Origin of the sequence: Microcystis panniformis FACHB-1757 (assembly GCF_001264245.1) — a bacterium.
Taxonomy (GTDB): Bacteria; Cyanobacteriota; Cyanobacteriia; order Cyanobacteriales; family Microcystaceae; genus Microcystis; species Microcystis panniformis.
Genome location: NZ_CP011339.1, coordinates 5,027,239 through 5,047,864, shown reverse-complemented (window position 1 = coordinate 5,047,864; position 20,626 = coordinate 5,027,239). Strand labels below are relative to the sequence as shown.

At 45.5% G+C, this 20,626-nt stretch carries 20 protein-coding genes and 7 pseudogenes; 14 read left to right on the top strand and 13 right to left on the bottom strand.

Translation table 11 applies throughout. From position 1 onward, the window contains the following. Positions 1-43 precede the first annotated feature (43 nt). The 6 genes and pseudogenes from VL20_RS23675 to VL20_RS30265 all read left to right on the top strand — a co-directional run bounded on the left by VL20_RS23675 (position 44) and on the right by VL20_RS30265 (position 3,699). Positions 44-283: a transposase family protein gene (locus VL20_RS23675; protein WP_052275259.1), complete on the top strand. Its 240-nt coding sequence runs from the start codon at positions 44-46 to the stop codon at positions 281-283. A 293-nt stretch (positions 284-576) separates the two neighbouring features. After that, complete coding sequence (locus VL20_RS33925; RefSeq protein ID WP_369800421.1) at positions 577-921, top strand: hypothetical protein; 345 nt, start codon at positions 577-579, stop codon at positions 919-921. Between the two features lie 309 nt (positions 922-1,230). Then, on the top strand, positions 1,231-1,662 hold the full coding sequence (locus tag VL20_RS33920) for a hypothetical protein (RefSeq protein ID WP_369800420.1): 432 nt from the start codon (positions 1,231-1,233) through the stop codon (positions 1,660-1,662). Between the two features lie 29 nt (positions 1,663-1,691). Then, positions 1,692-2,093, top strand: a complete 402-nt coding sequence (locus tag VL20_RS33260; RefSeq protein WP_284525904.1) for an ISAs1 family transposase — start codon at positions 1,692-1,694, stop codon at positions 2,091-2,093. Further along, positions 2,041-2,655, top strand: coding sequence for an ISAs1 family transposase (locus tag VL20_RS23665; RefSeq protein WP_052277051.1), 615 nt, complete (start codon positions 2,041-2,043; stop codon positions 2,653-2,655). Before VL20_RS33260 ends, VL20_RS23665 begins: the two co-directional genes overlap by 53 nt. 147 nt (positions 2,656-2,802) lie before the next feature. Continuing rightward, positions 2,803-3,699 (top strand): annotated as a pseudogene (locus VL20_RS30265) (RNA-guided endonuclease InsQ/TnpB family protein). Between the two features lie 38 nt (positions 3,700-3,737). On the opposite strand, the pseudogene VL20_RS33255 reads toward VL20_RS30265, so the two are convergent. Continuing rightward, a pseudogene (locus VL20_RS33255) lies at positions 3,738-3,932 on the bottom strand (hypothetical protein); the annotation flags it as partial. A gap of 730 nt (positions 3,933-4,662) precedes the next feature. On the opposite strand from VL20_RS33255, the gene VL20_RS23650 reads away from it, so the two are divergent. Continuing rightward, positions 4,663-5,307, top strand: coding sequence for a lysophospholipid acyltransferase family protein (locus VL20_RS23650; protein WP_052278008.1), 645 nt, complete (start codon positions 4,663-4,665; stop codon positions 5,305-5,307). A gap of 153 nt (positions 5,308-5,460) precedes the next feature. Continuing rightward, positions 5,461-5,805, top strand: a complete 345-nt coding sequence (locus VL20_RS23645) for a hypothetical protein (RefSeq protein ID WP_052278007.1) — start codon at positions 5,461-5,463, stop codon at positions 5,803-5,805. Here the strand turns inward: VL20_RS23645 and cbiB are convergent. Genes cbiB through VL20_RS23630 form a run of 3 tightly spaced genes read right to left on the bottom strand, consistent with a single transcriptional unit; the run spans position 5,776 to position 7,623 of the window. Continuing rightward, complete coding sequence (gene cbiB, locus VL20_RS23640) at positions 5,776-6,756, bottom strand: adenosylcobinamide-phosphate synthase CbiB (protein ID WP_052278006.1); 981 nt, start codon at positions 6,754-6,756, stop codon at positions 5,776-5,778. The genes VL20_RS23645 and cbiB overlap by 30 nt on opposite strands. Positions 6,757-6,758: 2 nt before the next feature. Then, positions 6,759-7,232, bottom strand: coding sequence for a GFA family protein (locus tag VL20_RS23635; protein ID WP_128575290.1), 474 nt, complete (start codon positions 7,230-7,232; stop codon positions 6,759-6,761). Next, entirely contained in the window at positions 7,180-7,623 is a 444-nt protein-coding gene (locus VL20_RS23630) for an Rrf2 family transcriptional regulator (RefSeq protein WP_002738021.1), read from the bottom strand. The genes VL20_RS23635 and VL20_RS23630 overlap by 53 nt, the downstream gene beginning before the upstream one ends. A 299-nt stretch (positions 7,624-7,922) precedes the next feature. Between VL20_RS23630 and VL20_RS23625 the strand changes: the two genes are divergently transcribed. After that, positions 7,923-8,312: an AbrB family transcriptional regulator gene (locus VL20_RS23625; protein ID WP_002737568.1), complete on the top strand. Its 390-nt coding sequence runs from the start codon at positions 7,923-7,925 to the stop codon at positions 8,310-8,312. 163 nt (positions 8,313-8,475) lie between these two features. Here the strand turns inward: VL20_RS23625 and VL20_RS30260 are convergent. Next, a pseudogene (locus VL20_RS30260) lies at positions 8,476-8,655 on the bottom strand (transposase); the annotation flags it as partial. 260 nt (positions 8,656-8,915) lie between these two features. Between VL20_RS30260 and VL20_RS31935 the strand changes: the two are divergent. Then, positions 8,916-9,105, top strand: a pseudogene (locus VL20_RS31935) (hypothetical protein). On the opposite strand, the gene VL20_RS23615 reads toward VL20_RS31935, so the two are convergent. Together VL20_RS23615 and VL20_RS23610 are read right to left on the bottom strand one after the other, a co-directional pair. Next, positions 9,070-10,263, bottom strand: a complete 1,194-nt coding sequence (locus tag VL20_RS23615) for an IS4 family transposase (RefSeq protein ID WP_052276899.1) — start codon at positions 10,261-10,263, stop codon at positions 9,070-9,072. The pseudogene VL20_RS31935 and the gene VL20_RS23615 overlap by 36 nt on opposite strands. A gap of 167 nt (positions 10,264-10,430) precedes the next feature. Beyond that, entirely contained in the window at positions 10,431-11,126 is a 696-nt protein-coding gene (locus VL20_RS23610) for an SIMPL domain-containing protein (protein WP_284526187.1), read from the bottom strand. Between VL20_RS23610 and VL20_RS33250 the strand changes: the two genes are divergently transcribed. Further along, positions 11,038-11,376, top strand: coding sequence for a hypothetical protein (locus VL20_RS33250; RefSeq protein ID WP_284526200.1), 339 nt, complete (start codon positions 11,038-11,040; stop codon positions 11,374-11,376). The two genes, VL20_RS23610 and VL20_RS33250, sit on opposite strands and share 89 nt — an antisense overlap. A 484-nt stretch (positions 11,377-11,860) precedes the next feature. On the opposite strand, the gene eno is transcribed toward VL20_RS33250, so the two are convergent. The 5 genes and pseudogenes from eno to VL20_RS23580 all read right to left on the bottom strand — a co-directional run. Next, positions 11,861-13,159: a phosphopyruvate hydratase gene (eno, locus tag VL20_RS23605; protein WP_004161573.1), complete on the bottom strand. Its 1,299-nt coding sequence runs from the start codon at positions 13,157-13,159 to the stop codon at positions 11,861-11,863. 46 nt (positions 13,160-13,205) lie between these two features. After that, positions 13,206-13,967, bottom strand: a complete 762-nt coding sequence (locus tag VL20_RS23600; RefSeq protein WP_052278003.1) for a DUF3887 domain-containing protein — start codon at positions 13,965-13,967, stop codon at positions 13,206-13,208. 115 nt (positions 13,968-14,082) lie between these two features. Beyond that, on the bottom strand, positions 14,083-16,161 hold the full coding sequence (gene glgX / locus VL20_RS23595; protein ID WP_052278002.1) for a glycogen debranching protein GlgX: 2,079 nt from the start codon (positions 16,159-16,161) through the stop codon (positions 14,083-14,085). Positions 16,162-16,440: 279 nt separating this feature from the next. Then, positions 16,441-17,314, bottom strand: a pseudogene (locus tag VL20_RS23585) (DUF4351 domain-containing protein). Positions 17,315-17,371: 57 nt separating this feature from the next. Then, a pseudogene (locus VL20_RS23580) lies at positions 17,372-17,974 on the bottom strand (DUF4351 domain-containing protein); the annotation flags it as partial. An 11-nt stretch (positions 17,975-17,985) separates the two neighbouring features. On the opposite strand from VL20_RS23580, the gene VL20_RS33915 reads away from it, so the two are divergent. Further along, positions 17,986-18,174: a hypothetical protein gene (locus VL20_RS33915; protein ID WP_128575289.1), complete on the top strand. Its 189-nt coding sequence runs from the start codon at positions 17,986-17,988 to the stop codon at positions 18,172-18,174. Here the strand turns inward: VL20_RS33915 and VL20_RS23575 are convergent. Next, positions 18,172-18,480, bottom strand: a pseudogene (locus VL20_RS23575) (DUF4351 domain-containing protein); the annotation flags it as partial. The gene VL20_RS33915 and the pseudogene VL20_RS23575 overlap by 3 nt on opposite strands. Before the next feature lie 150 nt (positions 18,481-18,630). Here VL20_RS23575 and VL20_RS23570 point away from each other — a divergent pair. Together VL20_RS23570 and VL20_RS23565 are read left to right on the top strand one after the other, a co-directional pair. Further along, positions 18,631-20,337, top strand: a complete 1,707-nt coding sequence (locus tag VL20_RS23570; RefSeq protein ID WP_052277999.1) for a potassium channel family protein — start codon at positions 18,631-18,633, stop codon at positions 20,335-20,337. Further along, entirely contained in the window at positions 20,334-20,588 is a 255-nt protein-coding gene (locus VL20_RS23565) for a hypothetical protein (protein ID WP_052277998.1), read from the top strand. The genes VL20_RS23570 and VL20_RS23565 overlap by 4 nt, the downstream gene beginning before the upstream one ends. The last annotated feature ends 38 nt before the right edge of the window (positions 20,589-20,626 follow it).

The following is a 20,626-nucleotide window of genomic DNA, read 5'->3' as shown; positions in this document are numbered from 1 at the left end:
AATCTGAGAGGAAGTGAAAAATCCTGTATTTTAGTGGTTGAGTATGGCAGAAGGATTTGGTCCCCTAGTCTTGAACCCCAAGCAAGAGCGAGAGGCAAAACTTTTAAGAAAGAGTGTCTTGAAACATTTTCAGCACCTAGAAGACCCCAGAGCGGACAGGGGACGCAATCACAGCCTGGTATCCCTAATTGCCCTAGCCATTTTGGCGGTCTTAGCGGGTGCCGACGGGTTTGTCGCCATAGAAGCCTACGGAAAAGCCAAACAATCCTGGTTCAAGGGGTGACAGAGGGGCTACAAGCTAGATAGAGCGGGGGGTCTAGCCAAACGACCCCCTAAAGAAATAGAGTGGTTAGGACAACCACTCAAAATTTTAAAATGTTACCTTCATTCTATCAGGCTTGTTTACAGGCGAACCTTAGCGAGGCGAGCTATTTGACCTTACAGCTCCTAATCCTGCTCTTACAAAGTCATCGGATAGTCCAACTAGAGAAACTGGCCGCTCTTTTCCCGCAACCGATAACCTTTGAAAGTAGAAGACGGAATTTGCAGAGATTTCTTAAGCTCCCGCAACTAAACGTGAAACTCTTGTGGTTTCCTTTGATCAAACAGATCGTCAAGCTAGAATTTAGCGGAAAAAATAAAAATCGAGAGCCAAGAAGAAGGCTCAAAAAACTGAAACACGCGGGAAGATTATTAGTCGTCATAGATAGAACCGATTGGAAGGGTAGAAATTTATTCGTCGCCAGTGTGATTTGTGGTCGGAGAGCTTTGCCCGTATATTGGGTGTTACTGAATAAAAAAGGAAGTAGCGCTCTCGGGGAACCGAAAAAATTCCTCAAGCCAGTCTTAGGGTTGTTGAAACCCTATCCGCTCGTCGTAATGGGAGACCGTGAATTTCAGTCAGCGCAATTAGGGAAGTGACTTGACGACAGAGGTGTAGCTTTTATCTTCCGTCAAAAGAAAAGTACCTACACGCGATTGAAAGATGGAGAAAACTATCAAGCCCTTTCCGAGTTAGAACCGAACCGGGGCGAGCGAAACTTCTTTCGGGGAGTGACCCACACGAAAAGCCATGAGATCGAGGGGTTCAACCTAGCAACTTATGGGAAAAGAGGTTATCGAACTAAAGGGTCTAAAGAGCCTTGGTAAGTACCTAGGCAAAATTATTTACACATGACGATCATTGCCCCGTAAGGGTTTTAGCTCGATCGGGCAGGTAATTAATTTTGCATGACTACTTATTTATTGACCAACCTAGAATCTTTAGAGATAACTCTCAAGTTATATAAATCTCGATTCGGGATTGAAGCGATGTTCAAAGATTGTCAAACGGGAGGATATAATCTTGAAAAAACGAAAGTGAGCGAGCCTCGCTTTCTCGCCTTAATTTTATTAATCGCTATCGCTTACTCTTTGAATACAACCCGTGGTCAAAATCTCAAGAAATCGGGAACTCGCGATTATATTTGTCGCTCCAAAGAAGCGAAACGCGGTCCGGAAAGACATAGCGATTTTTGGATAGGTACTTATGGGAGCTTCTGGATCGAGTCGATGGACGCGTACTCGGAACTCGCCTTTTCTTTGATCCGCCTCAAGCCAGGAAAACACCCCGATTTTTCTAGGGGTCTAACGGCTATGCGCCTTATCCAGCAAGCCTTTTAGTCGCCTTGTCACCCCTTGAACAATCCTGGTTGAAAACCTTTTTGGAATTACCCAATGGGATACCTTCCCACGACACCTTGGGTCGAGTCTTAGGAATGCTAGAACCCGAGCAATTAAGGTCGGGATTCCTAGGGTGGATCGGGGAAATCACCGAAAAATTGAACCTAGAACTAATCCACATAGATGGGAAAACCGCCAAGGGTTCCTATGACCGTGAAAAGAAACTAAAGGCTTTGCACACAGTAAGTGCTTGGAGTAGCGAACATGGGTTAGTCTTAGCCCAAGAAAAAGTGGACAGTAAATCCAATGAAATTACCGCCGTGCCGCTCAGAAGTGCAATTGCTCAATCTCAAGGGAGCGATAGTCACTTTGGATGCCATGGGAACCCAGACGGAAATTGCCCAACAAATCAAGTCTGGGGGCGGAGATGACGTCTTAGCCCTCAAAGGCAATCAGGGCAAGCTCTTTCAACAAGTAGAAGGCTGGTTTGACCAAGCTATAGCCGGGGATTGGCAAGGGATTGAATACAGCTACCACGAAAAGGTGGAGTCGGGGCATCACCGGATCGAAACCCGTCAAATTTGGGTGGTGCCGGTGTCCCAATTACCGCCCCTGCATCGGCAGAGTCTGTGGCCTGGCCTAACCACCGTAGTCATGGTTCGCAGTGTCCGCCAATTATGGAATAAAACTACTACAGAAATTCGCTTCTTCATCAGTAGTTTAGCAGCGGATGCCCAAAAACACGCCGAGGTGATTCGCGGACATTGGAGTATTGAAAATAGTCTCCATTGGGTACTCGATGTTACCTTTAATGAAGATGCCAGTCGGGTTCGTCTGGGGCATGGAGCGGAAAACCTAGGTCTGTTGCGCCGTTTAAGTGTGAATTTGTTGAAGCAGGAGCCCTCGAAAATGAGTCTGAAAATGAAACGTTATAGGGCGAGCATGGATGATAATTTCATGGTAAAAATCTTGGAGGCCAGTGCGGTTGACTGAAAAAGGAGGTGTCAATTAGACTTGTGAGCGTTCTCGCGCAGCGAGCGCGTTGCGACCAATCCAGTCTGGAATGAAAGAACCCAGTAGATAAAGTTCCTTCTGAGTTCATCGGTTTTCGAGGATTAGAAACCCCCTAAATTTCGGAAAATTACTCGGATAGAATCGGAACAAACGCCAAAATTTAGACTAACTTCTCGGAATTCAAGGGCTCGGTCAACGCGCGATTACCCTGCAGGACGTTGGCATATCTCAATTAGATTTGATGACCCAACGATTAAGCCTCTACCAGTAACAGATAAAGCCATCGGAATTGACTTAGGAATTAGTAGCCTTCTGATTACTAGCGATGGTGACAAAGTATCTAATCCTAAGCATTTTAAAAAGCATTATCGGAGACTGCGAAGAGCATCGAAAAATCTTTCTAGAAAACAGAAAGGGTCAAAAAATCGGGAAAAGGCAAGAATCAAAGTAGCCAAGATTCACGCTCAAATCACCGATAGCAGAAAAGACCATTTACATAAGCTAACCACTCAATTAGTTCGTGAAAACCAAACGATTGTGGTTGAGAATTTAGCCGTCAAGAATATGGTCAAAAACCCGAAATTATCTCAGGCAATATCTGATGTAAGCTGGGGAGAAATCACTCGACAATTAGCCTACAAATGCCGTTGGCATGGCAGAAATTACATCGAAATAGATAGATGGTTTCCTAGCTCTAAAAGATGTAGTAATTGCGGGTATATTGCTGAAAAAATGCCGTTAAATGTTCGAGAATGGGACTGTCAAGACTGTGGGACTCACCATGACCGAGATGTTAACGCTAGTAAGTACCTAGGCAAAATTATTTACACATGACGATCATTGCCCCGTAAGGGTTTTAGCTCGATCGGGCAGGTAATTAATTTTGCATGACTACTTAAAAATATTTTGGCCGCAGGGCTTGCGGTGTCAGTCTGTAGAGCGACCATAAGACCAGAACAGAGTAAATCTGTTAAGGCAGGTGCGAAAAATCCTTCGGTAAAGAAGCAGAAACCCAAATCGTGAGGTTTGGGAATCGCCGTCCGTTTTACGGCGGCGAGGATGTCAACGGGAATAATCCATTGAGTCGGTTGCGTCAGTTTTTTCAGTCTAGCGGCTTCTGCCATTTCTAACATCTTTTCCAAAGAAGTTTCGGCAATAAATTTGGCTGCTTCGGCGGCATGGGCTTGATTGGGGCATCGATCGCCTAAAATACAACCATTTAGGCAATCTACAGCACAATTTACCTGTTTTTCCATAAATCTCTTTTTCTGACTAGATTTGGCCTTTATATTTTAACCCAACTTTTTTTCAGTACCTAAGCAAAATTAATTACCATCGAAAATGAGGTAATTGACCACCTGAAAATCGGTAAAACCCGACACCCCCCGATGTCGGGGGGCAGGGGGGGTGGGGGTTGGGGGGGCTACACCCTACCCCTAGGAAAAACTTTTTGCCGTAAACCCTAGGTAAGTAATTATGCCAGTTAAGAAAGCGGCACGCTTAACCTTTCCCTAACCCATAAATTGTTATATATTTCAATTGTGTGAGGAGTGAGAAGAAAGCAAAGTCCTTGGGGTCGAAACACGGCAAGACTCCCAAGGGCTTTTCCATGTCTAGGGAACAATTGTCAGTCTTGACATCCTCGCCGCCCTAAAAGTGCGGCGATTCCTAAACCTCACGATTTAAGTTTCTGCTTCCACCACCGTCGCATACCACAGTTAAAAAACCATGTACTGTCTTACACAGAGTCCACAGACTTTCGCCCCATTTCAGAAGCCCGATTCCGTGTGTCCCACGGTACGTTGACCGCCTATAGCTTCTTGTACTTGTTGCGCGCGACTTTTTACCCGGCCAAGCTTTTCTGGTCGGAACCCCCTAAGCCGAGTTTTCAAGGTGCTGCGCCGTCCACTTGGTTTTCGAGACTGGCCTTTTAATTCTAACGTAAAGCCGCCGTAGAACGGCGGGGTTTCAGACCCAAAATTTCCGATGAACCAGCCTCAAGAGCGAGAACCTTTTGCCAGTTTAGTTTTATATCATCTCTTTAAATGGTCGATCGTTAGCCCAACCCTACACGGCTATTTCCGCGGCCGCATTTACGGAGTGGAAAATGTCCCCCGGCGTCATCCTCTGATTATCGTCTGCAATCACGCCAGTTACTTCGATCCACCTCTATTATCCTGTGCCGTGCGTCGTCCCGTAGCTTATATGGCTAAAGAAGAATTATTTACCATCCCGATTTTAAAACAGGCGATCGCTCTTTACGGGGCCTATCCCGTCAAACGCAGCAGTGGTGATCGCGGGGCAATTCGGGCGGCGATGGCAGCCTTAGCAGCGGGCTGGGCAGTAGGAGTGTTTCTGGAGGGAACCCGCACCGAGGACGGATTGATCCATCAACCAAAACTAGGCGCGGCGATGATTGCCGCTAAAGCGGGAGTTCCCCTGTTACCCGTCAGTTTGTGGGGGACAGAAAAGATTTTTCAAAAAGGTTCTTCTTTTCCCCATAGTATCCCCTTAACTATTCGCATCGGCGAGGTGCTGCCGCCACCGATTTCTAGCAAAAGAGAAGCTTTACAGACAGTTACCGAGCGCTGTGCCGAAATGATTAACGGATTACACGCCCTCGGACGCTAAATCTTTGCCTTTTGCATGAGTAGAAAACGGGTTTCTCCGAGAAACCCGTTTTCTGTGCGTTACTCAACGGATTTAGTATTAGATTTCTCTCCCCTACACTTTGAAGTGGGGAATCTAGGCTAAAATTGGCATAACTCGACCATCGCCTCGATCATGTTCTTTTTTGTCCTCGGCTTCAATCTAGGCTTAACTTTATTTAATTGCTTTCTAGTCTGGAAATTGTGGCAATTGCGGCGGATTTTAGGGCGAGTGACCAAAATTTTAAACCGGGTGGAACGACGTTTACACCACATTTTTTACCCCGCCCCCGAATATATTGTCATCGCCGGGGCGAAAACCTATCATCTCCGACAAAACTATCAACGCCTCTGCGGACAGATACAGATACTGCAATCCCTATTCTTGACCTTCTCCCTGATTATCCGTTACTGGCAGCGTCAATCCCGTCAAAGCCGTCGCCTCTGGTCGCTAAAATTGAGCAAAATCTCTAGCAACTAAGCAGCTAACAGCGATCGCCAACCAAAGTAATACACAAGTACGAGTTAAATGCCAAGCCTGTTCGACGGTTTTGACGGTAATCGGGTGGAGGTTATCGCCCAATAAAGGTTTTTCCACAATCTGGCCCCGGTATTGATTTTTCCCCCCCAATTGCACCCCCAAAATCGCCCCATAGACGCATTCACTCCAACCGGAATTAGGACTAGGATCCCGACGGGCATCGCGCCAACAAATGCTTAAAACCCGCCCCGGCCAGCCCGAAATTAGGGCGAGAGTTAAGACCGTTAAACGACAGGGTAGCCATGTCAAAACATCCTCGCTTTTAGCACTAAACCAGCCAATATGGGTGTAGGGCGGCCGACGATAGCCAATCATCGAATCGAGGGTACTAGCGGCTTTATAAGCGCAAGCAAGGGGAACCGGTCCCACCCCCAGAAAAGCACCGAGAAGGGCATAAAAAAGCGGCGCAGTAACTCCATCCACACCATTTTCACTGACGGTTTCTAATAGGGCGCGAAGGATTTCTTCCTGGCCGAGATTATCTGTGTCGCGACCAACGTATAAACTTAGTTGGCAACGAGCTAAGGTGATATTTTCCGCTTGTAAAGGTGCGATGACTGTTTCGGCAGCCCTGCGTAAACTTCTACCGGCTAAACAACTAGCCAAGAGAATCACTTGTACTAGGCAACTCAGCAGCAAATTGACCTGACCTAACCATTGGATTCCTAGCCAAGTTAAGACCCCAGCCAAGATAATTAAACCTAGTCCCAGAATTATGCCCGCTAAACGTTGCCGAATTTTTTCCTGCGTCCAATTAAGAATAACTTTGCTGGCAACAGCAATAATCGCCCCCATCACCTGCACTGGATGAATCCATCCCCAAGGATCGCCCACCAGATAATCTAAAACCGCCCCTAATACTAAAATGATCGCCGTTGCCGTTTCCTTCACAATTACTCCCTTTTACCATCGATATCCCGAATTTTCTCAATATTGTCTTCCCAGTTAGCTCCATCAAAGAACTGGATCTGAAAATCTTCCAAGACATTGCCATCCAAACAGCGCAGGTTTATATCTATAGCGTCAGGATGGGAGCGGGGACGATAGAAAGGATGGATACCACAAACACGACAAAAATAATGTTGGGCTGTGTGGGTATTAAATGTATAGGTACTTAAGAAATCTTCACCGCTTAGGAGGGTAAATTGTGCTGAAGGAACAATCAGATGCAAAAAGCCTTTTTTCTGACAAATGGAACAATTACAGTCTAGAGCTTGATCATGCTCGATCGCCACTTGAAAACGGATCGCTCCACAGTGACAACCTCCCCCATAAATCTTTGCTTGTGTTGTTGCTGTCATAACTTCTAAACTACTAAACAATAAAGCTGGTTTCCTCTCCCCTAGCGGCGATCCAGCTACGCGCATCGTAGTATAAATCCGCTAAGGTAATCTTCCCCAGGGCCTCTTTTAATTTCTCGTGGAGGTGTTTCCAGATAGTAAATGTCACCCAATCTTCTGCCTGTTCGTCCCTGGGATGATAACCTGATAATGGCTCGATCGTCTCTCCCACTGCCTCCAAAATTTGCCCCAACGAGATACGATTTGCCGGCCTAGCTAACTGATAACCCCCTTGCGATCCCCGAAAGGAACGAACTAACCCCGCTCGTCGCATTTCTATCAGCAATTTCTCTAGATAAGCAGCCGGGATATCTTGACGCAGGGCGATCGATTTTACCGATACGGGAGTCCCCCTCGGTTGTAAACTAAGATCCAGCAAGGCTTTAACACTATAGTGACCCCTAGTTGTTAGCTTCATTATCCCTCATTTTTACCTCTTGATCTCTATCCTACCCCGGCTCTCATTGATGAGAGAAAGGCTAACCTCCCTTACCCCGGCATCTCGATCAACATTGATAAATTCTCTTAAGATTTCGATCGAGAGATAGAGTGTAATCCATTACAATCAATTTCCCCAAGCAAGTGATAATTTTTAGTTTATACCGTGTAAGATAAGTGTAGAGATCAATCGTAACCCGATTGTTTCTGGTCAGGGGGAGCAATTCTCCTCGACTAGCCTTGATGACCCTAACCGTTACTTATCTACTGCGAACTTAAATGAACACAACTACCAATCCAGAACCCCTGACTGGCCTCGAACTAATTGAGAAAGTTAAACAGCTAGGCAACCTCAGCAAAGAGGAAAAAGCCCGGGAATGCGGCTACTATACCATGACAAAAAATGGTATTGAACGCGTTAATATGATGAAATTTCTCAATGCTCTAATCGATGCCGAGGGAATTGACTTAGATAGCAGTGCCAATGGTCACGGACGAGGTGGGCGCTCGGCCAGCTACCGGATCAGTGTCCAATCTAATAATAATCTCCTGATCGGTTCGGCCTACACCAAAAAAATGGGACTCAAACCCGGAGATGAATTTGAAATTACTTTGGGGAGAAAACATATTCATCTCAAGCAAGTTGGCGCCAGCGACGACGACGAATAGCCATAATTAAGGAGAGAGCCGTTTCACTCTCTCCTTGCAGATAGGGTCTGCTGAAAAATTCACTCCAGAAATCATGCTATTGAATGCCACTGATTTGTCGCCCAATTGATAAGTTTTACTTAGGCAAAACAAATTTAAACATGATTTTTATTAAAGAGAAGGACTATCTTAGTTCATTTGTTCGCAAAAAAGCCAGAAAGACAAAAAAAGCCCAAAAAAACTGCCGAAGCAGTTGGGAAAGATTGACAACCAAAAAGATAATAGCAAGGACAGTTCCTGAAGTTTCAGGTAGTTTTGTCATGACCAGATTGAAACTAAATCTTCTCTTAGCTTGTCCGGACTTTCTGGGAGCATCTCAGATGTGCACAAATAACGACAATCAACAATGATCAGTCATCCTTAAATTAGTACGAATGTATGAACAACCGCATCTAAGCATCCCACTGCAAAAGCTAATCTGCGGCGGGATTGAGGAAAAAATCGCCATTAAGCGCGAATTTTAGAAGATAGTTTCCTTGGAAAAATCCCCACTGGGTAGATTGACAAAAATCAGATGCACCCCTAGGTAGGGTATGCTGAAAAAGTTTTTCCTGGTGGCAGGGTGTGGGGTGTGGGGTGTGGGGTTTTATCAGTTTTGAGGTGGCCAATTACCTAATTTTCAGGGAAAAAGTCCAGGGATTTTCCCCCTGATCACTCCCATGCCTGGTACTTTTTGATTGACAAAAAGTCTAAAAGTCTTCAAGGGGTGACAAGGCGACTAAAAGGCTTGCTGGATAAGGCGCATAGCCGTTAGACCCCTAGAAAAATCAGGGTGTTTTCCTGGCTTGAGGCGGATCAAAGAAAAGGCGAGTTCCGAGTACGCGTCCATCGACTCGATCCAGAAGCTCCCATAAGTACCTATCCAAAAATCGCTATGTCTTTCCGGACCGCGTTTCGCTTCTTTGGAGCGACAAATATAATCGCGAGTTCCCGATTTCTTGAGATTTTGACCACGGGTTGTATTCAAAGAGTAAGCGATAGCAATTAATAAAATTAAGGCGAGAAAGCGAGGCTCGCTCACTTTCGTTTTTTCAAGATTATATCCTCCCGTTTGACAATCTTTGAACATCGCTTCAATCCCGAATCGAGATTTATATAACTTGAGAGTTATCTCTAAAGATTCTAGGTTGGTCAATAAATACCAAGGCTCTTTAGACCCTTTAGTTCGATAACCTCTTTTCCCATAAGTTGCTAGGTTGAACCCCTCGATCTCATGGCTTTTCGTGTGGGTCACTCCCCGAAAGAAGTTTCGCTCGCCCCGGTTCGGTTCTAACTCGGAAAGGGCTTGATAGTTTTCTCCATCTTTCAATCGCGTGTAGGTACTTTTCTTTTGACGGAAGATAAAAGCTACACCTCTGTCGTCAAGCCACTTCCCTAATTGCGCTGACTGAAATTCACGGTCTCCCATTACGACGAGCGGATAGGGTTTCAACAACCCTAAGACTGGCTTGAGGAATTTTTTCGGTTCCCCGAGAGCGCTACTTCCTTTTTTATTCAGTAACACCCAATATACGGGCAAAGCTCTCCGACCACAAATCACACTGGCGACGAATAAATTTCTACCCTTCCAATCGGTTCTATCTATGACGACTAATAATCTTCCCGCGTGTTTCAGTTTTTTGAGCCTTCTTCTTGGCTCTCGATTTTTATTTTTTCCGCTAAATTCTAGCTTGACGATCTGTTTGATCAAAGGAAACCACAAGAGTTTCACGTTTAGTTGCGGGAGCTTAAGAAATCTCTGCAAATTCCGTCTTCTACTTTCAAAGGTTATCGGTTGCGGGAAAAGAGCGGCCAGTTTCTCTAGTTGGACTATCCGATGACTTTGTAAGAGCAGGATTAGGAGCTGTAAGGTCAAATAGCTCGCCTCGCTAAGGTTCGCCTGTAAACAAGCCTGATAGAATGAAGGTAACATTTTAAAATTTTGAGTGGTTGTCCTAACCACTCTATTTCTTTAGGGGGTCGTTTGGCTAGACCCCCCGCTCTATCTAGCTTGTAGCCCCTCTGTCACCCCTTGAACTAAAAGTCTTACCCAACAAGGTTTTTAGATTTTTTCAGCAAACCCTAGGTAAAGAGTGTAATTCACTCGATCCCGAACGTCACCGAAACCACTGCGGTAATATCTTTGTCGATCGAGGAAGTGTCGTAAATTCCCGAATCGCTCACGTCAGTGGAATTGCGCGAGGTGATCTGAAAAACTCCCGTTTTCGCATCGCGCACCCTTCCCACCCGACTGCCGGTACTACTAGCGATCGCCTCAGCCCTCGCTCTCGCATCTTTGGTCGCTGCCGCCACCATTTCCACCCGCAGCTTATCCAGTTGGGTATAAAGATATTGGGGAGGTTCAGAGACGAGGTTAATTCCCTCCTCAATCAATTCCGTTACCTGCCTAGAAAGTTCCGTGTAACGGGCCACATCGCTCGCTCGGATCTCGAAGCGTTGGGTGAGACGATAGGCGAGAATTTGCCCGGTTTCCTGGCCGTTAGCTGTTACTTCGGGAATCGCCATCGTCTCGATCGCGTTGGTGGTGATTGCGTCTTCGGGAACTTGTTTTTCTTTGAGATAAGCTCGTATCCGCTCGGTTTGCCGGATCAGATCCCGGTACGCATCCTGAGCGCTGGGTTGTTGACTGGAAACCGATAAACGCCAGAGAAGATAATCGGATGTAATCGCCCTTTTGGCCGAACCAGTGACGACAAAAACATCGCTCGCCCGTTTCACCGCCAAGAACGAGCGTGCCGCTATCCAGGAACTCAAGACGAGAGCGATCGATAGCACCGATAAACCCGCGAACACCTGTGGGAAACGTCGAAATATAGAACTGTCTTTCATCATCCCCATCCTAGAAATCCGACGTTTCTATCCTATGCTAGTAGCAAGTGCCTTGAAATTATTATTTACAAAAATCAATGGAAGTCGCAATCTGACGGGAAGCTTTCCCTTCCCCAAAAACTCCCTAGCGCTGACGGCGACAACGCCCGATAAGTTCAGCTTGACCATGGAATGGGCTTTATCCCCCTCTGTTTAACCCGAACTGAGCTTAAATAGGGCTTGCTGAATAAATGTGAAATGTAGGCAAAGTAAGGGTTTTGGGGCTTTTCTCGCTCCCACAGGTGCAAGATTTTGAGAGAATCGTCGTTCAAAACCTCGCGTCTTCATCGGCCCGCGTCCTGTAGGGGCGAAGCATTCGGGCAATAACCTATCGGTGAAACCGGAGATTTTCTATCCGAATGCTTCGCCCGTACTTTTTCAGCAAACCCTAAATAAATACTTCGCCGAAAAAGGTTCCAGCGAAGTACCACAATAGTCAGTGACCAGTTATCAGTTATCAGTACCTTTACTATAACACCTTTGATCCCAAAATCATACCTTCGTGCAGAAAAAGGCCAAAAATAAATACTTCGCCGAAAAGGGTTTCAGCGAAGTACCACAATAGTCAGTGACCAGTTATCAGTTATCAGTTTCTTTAGTATAACACCCTTTTTCGATCAGTGCAAGACTTTTTGCAAATTTTAGGCCAAGAATTTTGGACCCAAACCGACTTTCGGCGCGTACACCGCCCGATCGCCTAATTCTGCTTCGATGCGTAATAAGCGATTATACTTAGCCACCCGTTCACTGCGACTGAGAGAACCAGTTTTAATCTGTCCGGCATTAGTAGCCACCGCCAGATCTGCGATCGTAGTGTCTTCCGTTTCTCCAGAACGATGACTGATGACAGAACGATAACCGTGACGGGTAGCCAGGGCGATCGTTTGTAGGGTTTCCGTCAAAGAACCGATCTGATTGAGCTTAATCAGGATCGAGTTAGCAATACCCAGATCGATCGCTTTTTGCAGACGGATAGGATTAGTCACCATCAAATCATCGCCCACCAACTGAATCCGCGCCCCCAGTTTATCGGTCAATAATTTCCAGTTATCCCAATCTTCCTCGTGTAAACCGTCTTCAATGGAAACAATCGGATAGCGATCGACTAAACTGGCCAAAAAATCCACCATTTCGGCGGGAGAATGGGCCGAACCATCGTAGAGGTATTGACCATCCTTATAGAATTCACTGGCGGCCACATCCATAGCCAAAGCCACCTCCGACCCCGGTTTATAACCAGCACGTTCGATCGATTCAATCAAAATATCCAAAGCTTCCTGATTTGAAGCCAAATTAGGAGCATAACCGCCCTCATCGCCCACACCGGTCAGTAATTTGCGTTCGTGCAAGGCCTTACCCAAAGCGGCGAATACTTCCGCTCCCCAACGCAAACCCTCCTTAAAAGAATCGGCCCCGATGGGGAAGATCATAAACTCCTGAAAATCGACGTTATTATCAGCGTGAGAACCACCATTGATCACGTTCATCATCGGGACGGGTAGCACATTGGCCATCGGACCGCCGAGATAACGATAGAGAGGCAATCCCAGATCCGCCGCCGCTGCTTTGGCCGTAGCCAGAGAGACGGCTAGGATAGCATTAGCCCCTAATTCTCGTTTATTGGCCGTGCCATCGCGATCGATCATCGCTAAATCGATACTAGCTTGGTCGAAAGCATTCATCCCCTCCAAAACCGGGACGATTTTTTCGTGGACATTGCGAACCGCTTTCAGGACACCCTTACCACCGTAACGCTGGGGATCATCATCGCGTAATTCGTGGGCCTCAAAACTACCCGTAGAAGCACCACTGGGAACCTGGGCCAAACCGAGTGCCCCCGATTCTAATAGCACTTCCGCTTCGATCGTGGGACGGCCGCGGGAGTCTAGAATCTCCCTAGCTGCGATCGCTTCGATGGGAACTTCGATTTTATCTAACATAACTTATCGTCTCCAACTCAATTTACGGGGTAATTTCGGCTGATTACTAATTGCCTAAAGGGAAATCCACGTTGACAATCTGCTTTTGATCATCAAAAACGAGGATTAAGGTATCCGTCAGTTTTTCAAATTGAATCGTCACCAACACCAGATCCACACCGTCCGTATCCGAGCCTTTTCTGACCTGAGTTCCCACGATCCGACGCACGGGGCCGGTACGCTTAAGTAAATTCTCCCAAGCACCTTGTACTCTGGTGGGGAAAACCTCAGCTTTCAGGAAAGGGTGTAAAAAACCTCGGGCCAGGCCGTAGTCTTTATTGGCCAAGGACGTGACAAAAGCATCGCCAATCTCAGAAATACTACGAAATTCGGGAAAATCGGCGGCAATTACCTGACCAGACCGGTTAAAGGTAATTACCACATCTTCAGTGAGTTTCTCAAATTCAACGGTGACAATCACCAAATTGGCATTGATAGCATCGAGTACCTTGGTTTTGACAATGCGCTTAAACGGTCCAGTATTGTCAGTAACCTGGCTTTCCCAGACCTTTTGCAATTTTTCGGCAGTCCAGAGGGGTTTTAGTTGGGGTGACAAAGCTGCAATAACTTTACCGTATTGTTTAGTTCCCAACCATTCTACTAACTGCCGAGCTTGCTTTTCTTCCCGAACAGGATCACCAAGAGCGATCGCATTCGGTTCTAGGTTCGCCTGTACCGGTGAAACAATGAAAGTGGTCGAAGGCAGGGAAAAGCCAATTAAACACAAAGAGAGAATCGATACCCGTTTCGCTAATGAAAGCCGCATCATTTCAGCTATTGCTCCGCAAATAAATAACGTTTTTCCACTTGACGATTGAATTGATGCCATTGTTCATTAGTTAAAGCATTCAAGATCGCTCGATCGGGCAATATCTCTCCTCTTGTTATACTGGTTTAACGATTAAAACTACCGCCGAACGCGCCTGCACCCGATAGGTTTCCGATTCAACAGCGGCGGCGGCATCTAAATCACAGGCTGCCTCGGACAATTGCCCAGCAGTATCGATGACGCGATGCCATTTTTCCCCTTGTCCCAAGGGGGGTAACTGGAAGTTGAGAGATTCCCAGTAAGCGTTGAGCATAATGTGTAAATACTCGTTCGCCTTGGGATGACGCAGGGAAAAAGCTAAACTGTGGGAATCTTCCGACCAATCGGGTTTACTCAACTGTACGCCATGCCAACTGAGATGGGGTTCAAGACTGGTATAGGTGACTTCTAGCAATTTTTCCTGACGGAAAAGAGCTAATTTTTTATTAAAATCGATCAGTCTCCTTACGAAACACCAAAGATCGAACTCTTGCTCTACCGCACTCCAATCGAACCAACTTAACTGGTTATCCTGACAATAGGCGTTATTGTTGCCCTTTTGGGTGCGTCGCACTTCGTCCCCCATCAACAGCATAGGTGTTCCTTGGGAAATAAACAGGATCGTTAAGAGATTTTTTATTTGTTGCAGTCGCAGGGTTTTAATCCTCTCGTTATTGGTTTCCCCTTCTACCCCACAATTCCAGCTAAAATTATCGTTGCAACCGTCCCGATTCTCCTCGCCGTTAGCCTCGTTGTGTTTCTCGTCGTAGGAAACTAGATCGTTAAGGGTAAAGCCGTCGTGACAGGTAACAAAATTTATACTTCTATTGACATCGGTATCGGGTCTGTGGTATATGTCGGGGCTTCCTAAAATCCGCGCCGCTAATTTGCTGACTATGCCGGCATCTCCCCGGACAAAAGCGCGTACATCATCCCGAAAAGGACCATTCCACTCGGAAAACCAATCGGCAAATTCGACAAATTGACCGACACTATACAATCCTGCCGCATCCCAAGCTTCGGCGATTAATTTTGTCCCAGCTAAGACCGGATCCGATTCGATCGCCCAGATCATGTTATAACCTTTTTGCAGGATCGGTTCCCCGTCCACATTGCGCGATAATACGGCCGCTAGGTCAAAGCGAAAACCATCGACGTGCATTTCCGACACCCAATAGCGCAAACAATCGAGAATCATTTTGCCCACAATCGGATGACTGCCCTTGAGGGTGTTACCACAGCCGGTATAGTTGCTATAGATGCTTTTATCTTCTGCATCGAGGATGTAGTAGGTGCGATTATCGATACCTTTCAAGGAAAGAGTCGGCCCGATTTCGTCCCCCTCGGCGGTATGATTGAAAACCACATCGAGAATCACTTCGATCCCCGCTTTGTGTAAAGCTTTCACCAGATCGCGAAATTCATTCAAAGGACCCAGGGGTGAGCGATCGCTACTGTAACCGGCATGGGGCGCAAAAAAGCCGATCGTGCTATAACCCCAATAGTTAGTTAACCCCGGCATAGCGGCAGCGGGATCAAAGTAATGAATCGGTAACAATTCCACGGCAGTAATGCCTAGGTTTTTCAAATAGGGTATTTTTTCGATTAATCCCGCAAAAGTACCTCTTTTTTCCTCGCTAACGCCGGAATTCGGGTTACGAGTAAAGCCGCCGACGTGCATTTCGTAGATAACACTGGCAGAGTAGGGAGTGCGTAGCGGTGCGTCATCTTCCCAATCGTAGCAGCCCGGATCCACTACCAGACCCCGCAAAGCTCGATGACAATTATCGCCTTTTTCGCTGGCAGCTTGTCGATCATAAATTTCCGCACCGACAATCGCTTTCGCATAGGGATCGAGAACTACTTTATCAGGATCGAAGCGATGACCCTGGGCCGGATTATCCGGACCATAGACTCGATAAGCATACACTTGACCGACTCCAATGCCGTGAACGAAAATATGCCAATAGAAAAAGGTGCGGTTTGTTTGCGGGGTGAGGAGAATAGTCCGGCTAGGTACGGGAGAATTAGCATCATCAAATAATAATAATTCTATGGCAGTGGCATACTTAGAAAATAGTGAGAAGTTGACACCATCGGCCAAGACAGTCGCACCGACGGGATGGCTTTTACCGTGATCGGTTTTTAAGGTCATTGTCAAGAGATAAGAAGTGATTAGGAGTAGTATAAGATTATTCGGCGTTGCTGAATCAAGCTATGAATGCCAAATGTGTGTCCTATCCAAAAGTTAGTTTTAGTCCAGGTTTTAAAAATATCACAAAAGAATGTTCAGAACTCAAATCAGCAACGCCAAGATTTTAATGGAGATGGCGCAACCAATTTCCAAGACCTTCCCCTATTCAATAAAGCTCTCAATTTCCCGATAGTTCAAGAAAACAATTAGAGGAGTTGTAAATGACCTTTCCCGAAGATTTTAGGCTTGATTAAGCCAATTGATTAAGTCAGCTTGAGTCTCAAAGTCTAGCAATGCTTCTCCTAAGTCTTCTAATTTTTCTACTGAGAGTTTTTGGATAGTTTCAGTGATATGCGGGGGAAGTTCACCAAAACGTCGCTTTAGTTGACGTAGCACTACCTTGGTTTCTCCTTGTTGAATCGCTGCTTCTCTATCTTGTTCGTATAAAGGGGCTAAACGCATAATAAATTTACTCTCTTCCTGGGTTATTTTTGGTAAGGCTTGCAAGTTCCTACTCAAATTGTATAATAATTTTAAGGCAGCTGATTTGAAAGGATGACTAGGAGACAAGGCCTCTAATTCATCAATCGCTCTGCTTCTGGTTCCTCCTCTACCTAATAATCTTAACCAAAGGGTTTCAGGGGTTTCAGGTAATTGATGCAGGACAATAAGGGATGTGGTTAATGCTGGAGGTAAAAAGTAAATTCCTTCTCCCCAATCTGGATGATTGAGAGCGGAAAAAGCAGTTATAATCCTCTGACTGGCAGTAGGAGTTAGTATCCATAGTCTAGGGATATTTTCTGCTAATAAGGGTTGTTGATTGCGGTGAGCTTCTCTTTGTAATTGTTCCCGCACAGTAAACAGTTTAGATAAACAAGCGAGAATTCCCTCAATCGTGACCGGATTGCGATAGGGTTCCAATAAACAAGGGGTTTGAGCTAATTTGCCCAATAAACCTAATTCGGGCGGCATTTCTGGGGAAGTCGGTCGAAAATACACATCGATTTCTTGAGTTTTTGCCGTCACATCAAGGCTAGTTTTCACGTCACCGGAAGAAGAGAGAAAGGTTTCGAGGTAGTCTTTCACTAAATTTATCCCAAAGAAAGCGAGTCAAGACCTAAGTTATTAAATCAATGATGATGATTATTTTATCATCTTCAAAGCCTATTTATTAGTTCAGCCAATTAATTAAGTCAGCTTGACTCTCAAAGTCTAGTAATGCTTCTCCTAAGTCTTCTAATTTTTCTACTGAGAGTTTTTGGATAGTTTCGGTGATATTCGGGGGAAGTTCACCAAAACGTCGGTTAAGCAAGCGTAGCACTACTTTAAATTCTCCTTCTTGAATCCCCTCGATTCTCCCTTCTTGAATCCCTTCGATTCTGCCCTTTTGAATCGCTGCTTCTCTATCTTGTTCGTATAAAGGGGCTAAACGCATAATAAATTTCCTCTCCTCCTGGGTTCTTTTGGGTAAGGCTTGCAAGTTCCTACTCAAATTGTATAATAATTTTAAGGAAGCTGATTTAAAAGGATGACTAGGAGACAAGGCCTCTAATTCATCAATCGCTCTGGTTCTGGTTCCTCCTCTACCTAATAATCTTAACCAAAGGGTTTCAGGGGTTTCAGGTAATTGATGCAGGACAATAAGGGATGTGGTTAATGCTGGAGGTAAAAAATAAATTCCTTCTCCCCAATCTGGATGATTGAGAGCGGAAAAAGCAGTTATAATCCTCTGACTGGCAGTAGGAGTTAGTATCCATAGTCTAGGAATATTTTCGGTTCTTCGGTTTGTCTTATGCAACGGACAGGATTATAAGAGATGAAACCCTTATAGAGAAAGATATTTGGCGATTTTTGTCAATTGTTTTTGATCTAGAGCGAACTAATCAATTAAATCTCTTGCCAGATAAGGATTTAGTCGATTTATGCCCCCCTATCGAACCATACCAAGTAACGAAGAGCCATATTTTCTGCTAATAAGGGTTGTTGATGACGGTGAGCTTCTCTTTGTAATTGTTCCCGCACAGTCAACAGTTTAGATAAACAAGCGAGAATTCCCTCAATCGTGACAGGATTGCGATAGGGTTCCAATAGACAAGGGGTTTGAGCTAATTTGCCCAATAAGCCTAATTCGGGCGGTATTTTGGGGGAAGTCGGTCGAAAATACACATCAATTTCTTGAGTTTCTGCCGTCACATCAAGGCTAGTTTTCACGTCACCGGAAGAAGAGAGAAAGGTTTCGAGGTAATCTTTACTAAATTTATCCCAAAGAAAGCGAGTCAAGACCTAAGTGATTAAATCAATGATGATGGTTATTTTATCATCTTCAAAGCCTGATTAGGAAAATTGGCAATATTGCAGCTTTAGTTACAGATTTTTCCTAGTTTTTGCGCTAGAAATGAAAGGTTAATCAGCAAAAAACGCGCTCGACGAATGAAACCGCAAATCATCGTCTGTGGATTAGGTCGCACGGGTTATAAAATCTTTTGTTTACTCAAACAACAATCTGCGGCAGTAGTGGCGATTAGCGATCGCCAAATGGTCTGTGAATACCAGTCTGATATTATCATCGGCGATCCCTGCTCTCCTAAAACTCTCCTGCAAGCTGGCCTTCCAGATGCAGAAACCCTAGTTTTGGCCATCGATAACGACGCACTCAATCTAGAAATTCTCACCCGCGCAAGAATAATTAACCCGAAAATTCGGATAGTTAACCGACTATTTAACGAAACTTTGGGAGAAAGACTCGATCAAACCCTCCCTGCTCACGTTAGCATGAGCGTTGCTTCCCTAGCAGCCCCGATCTTTTCCTTTGCTGCCCTTGGTAATAAAGCTATCGGTCAATTACAGCTATTCGATCGCCTTTGGCCAATTCAAGAGATAATTATTGAGGAAAATCATCCTTGGTGGGGATTACCCCTCTACGAACTTTGGGACGATCCGGCCCGGATGTTAATCTATTATCTCCCCGCTCACGACGAAATTGATCTGGTTTCAGCAGTTCTTTTAGGCAAAAAACTCCAAACTGGCGATCATCTGATTATCGGCAATAAACCGACAATTAAGGCAAAACAGCGTTTTAAACTGCAAAAGTGGCTGAGAAATCTGCTCAATCTTCGTCCCTATCAGCACTATGTCCAACCGGTAATTCTTGTCACCCTTTCCCTCTTGGGGATGATTTCCCTTGCTACCATTACCTATCTCAGCGTTAATCAAAAAATTTCCCTTGTCGATTCCCTCTATTTCTCCGTCGGGATGATTACCGGCGCCGGAGGTAACGAAAAAGTGGCCGAATCTACCCCCGATAGTATCAAAATTTTTACCGTGGTCATGATGATTGTCGGTGCCGGGGTTATCGGTATCTGTTATGCTCTCCTCAACGATTTTATCCTCGGTAGTCGCTTTAAGCAGTTTTGGGATGCTACCCGCATTCCCGTCCGCAATCATCACATTATCTGTGGTTTAGGAGGTATCGGCACCCGGATCGTGCGACAATTGCACGACCAAGGCTGTGAAGTGGTGGTGATCGAATCGGACCCCAATAACCGATTTTTGCATTCCGTGCGCTCCTGGGGAATCCCCGTCATCATCGAGGATGCGCGTCTAGTGGCTACCCTAGAAACCGCTAATATTAACAACGCTGAATCTTTGATCGTGGTTACTTACGAGGATATGATTAATGTGGAGATTGCCCTCACTGCTAAAGCGATCGCTCCTAAAATTAATCTAGTTTTAAGCTGCTCTCAGGAACAATTCGGGCGATCGATTCAAGAGGTTTTTGATTTTGATACGGTATTATGTCCCCGGGATCTAGCTACCTATTCCTTCGCTGCGGCCGCTTTGGGCGGTAGAATTCTCGGTAATGGCATGACCGATGATCTCCTCTGGGTTGCTTTGGCTACATTAATCACACCTAATCATCCTTTCATGGGGCAAATTGTCAAGGAAGCGGCGATGAATGCCGATTTTGTGCCACTTTACCTAGAAAAACAGGGTCAAACTATCCACGGTTGGCAATTACTAGAAATTACTCTCGATCAAGGTGATATTCTGTATCTAACTATGCCGGCTATGCGTTTACAACAGGTTTGGCAAAATACTTCCCTAACTATTCCCCAATCTTTCCGCGATTTAAAATGATTTCTGGTCTTAATTATCTGAGCAAAGCTAGTTATCGCTGTATCTTGAGTTTAGGCAGTGCTGGCAGTATTTTAAGTCTCGCTAGTGCCAGCAGTATTTTAAGTCTGGTTAGTATCGGCAGTATGCTCAGTATTGGCAGTGTCGGCAGTATTCTCAGTATTGGCAGTGTTGGCAGTATTCTAAGTGTCGGCAGTGTCGGCAGTATATTTGGCATTTTTCAATATCATTCTCTGCCTAACCATCCTGAGTAGTTCCAATGAACTACTTCTCACCGCTTCTTTACTGTGGG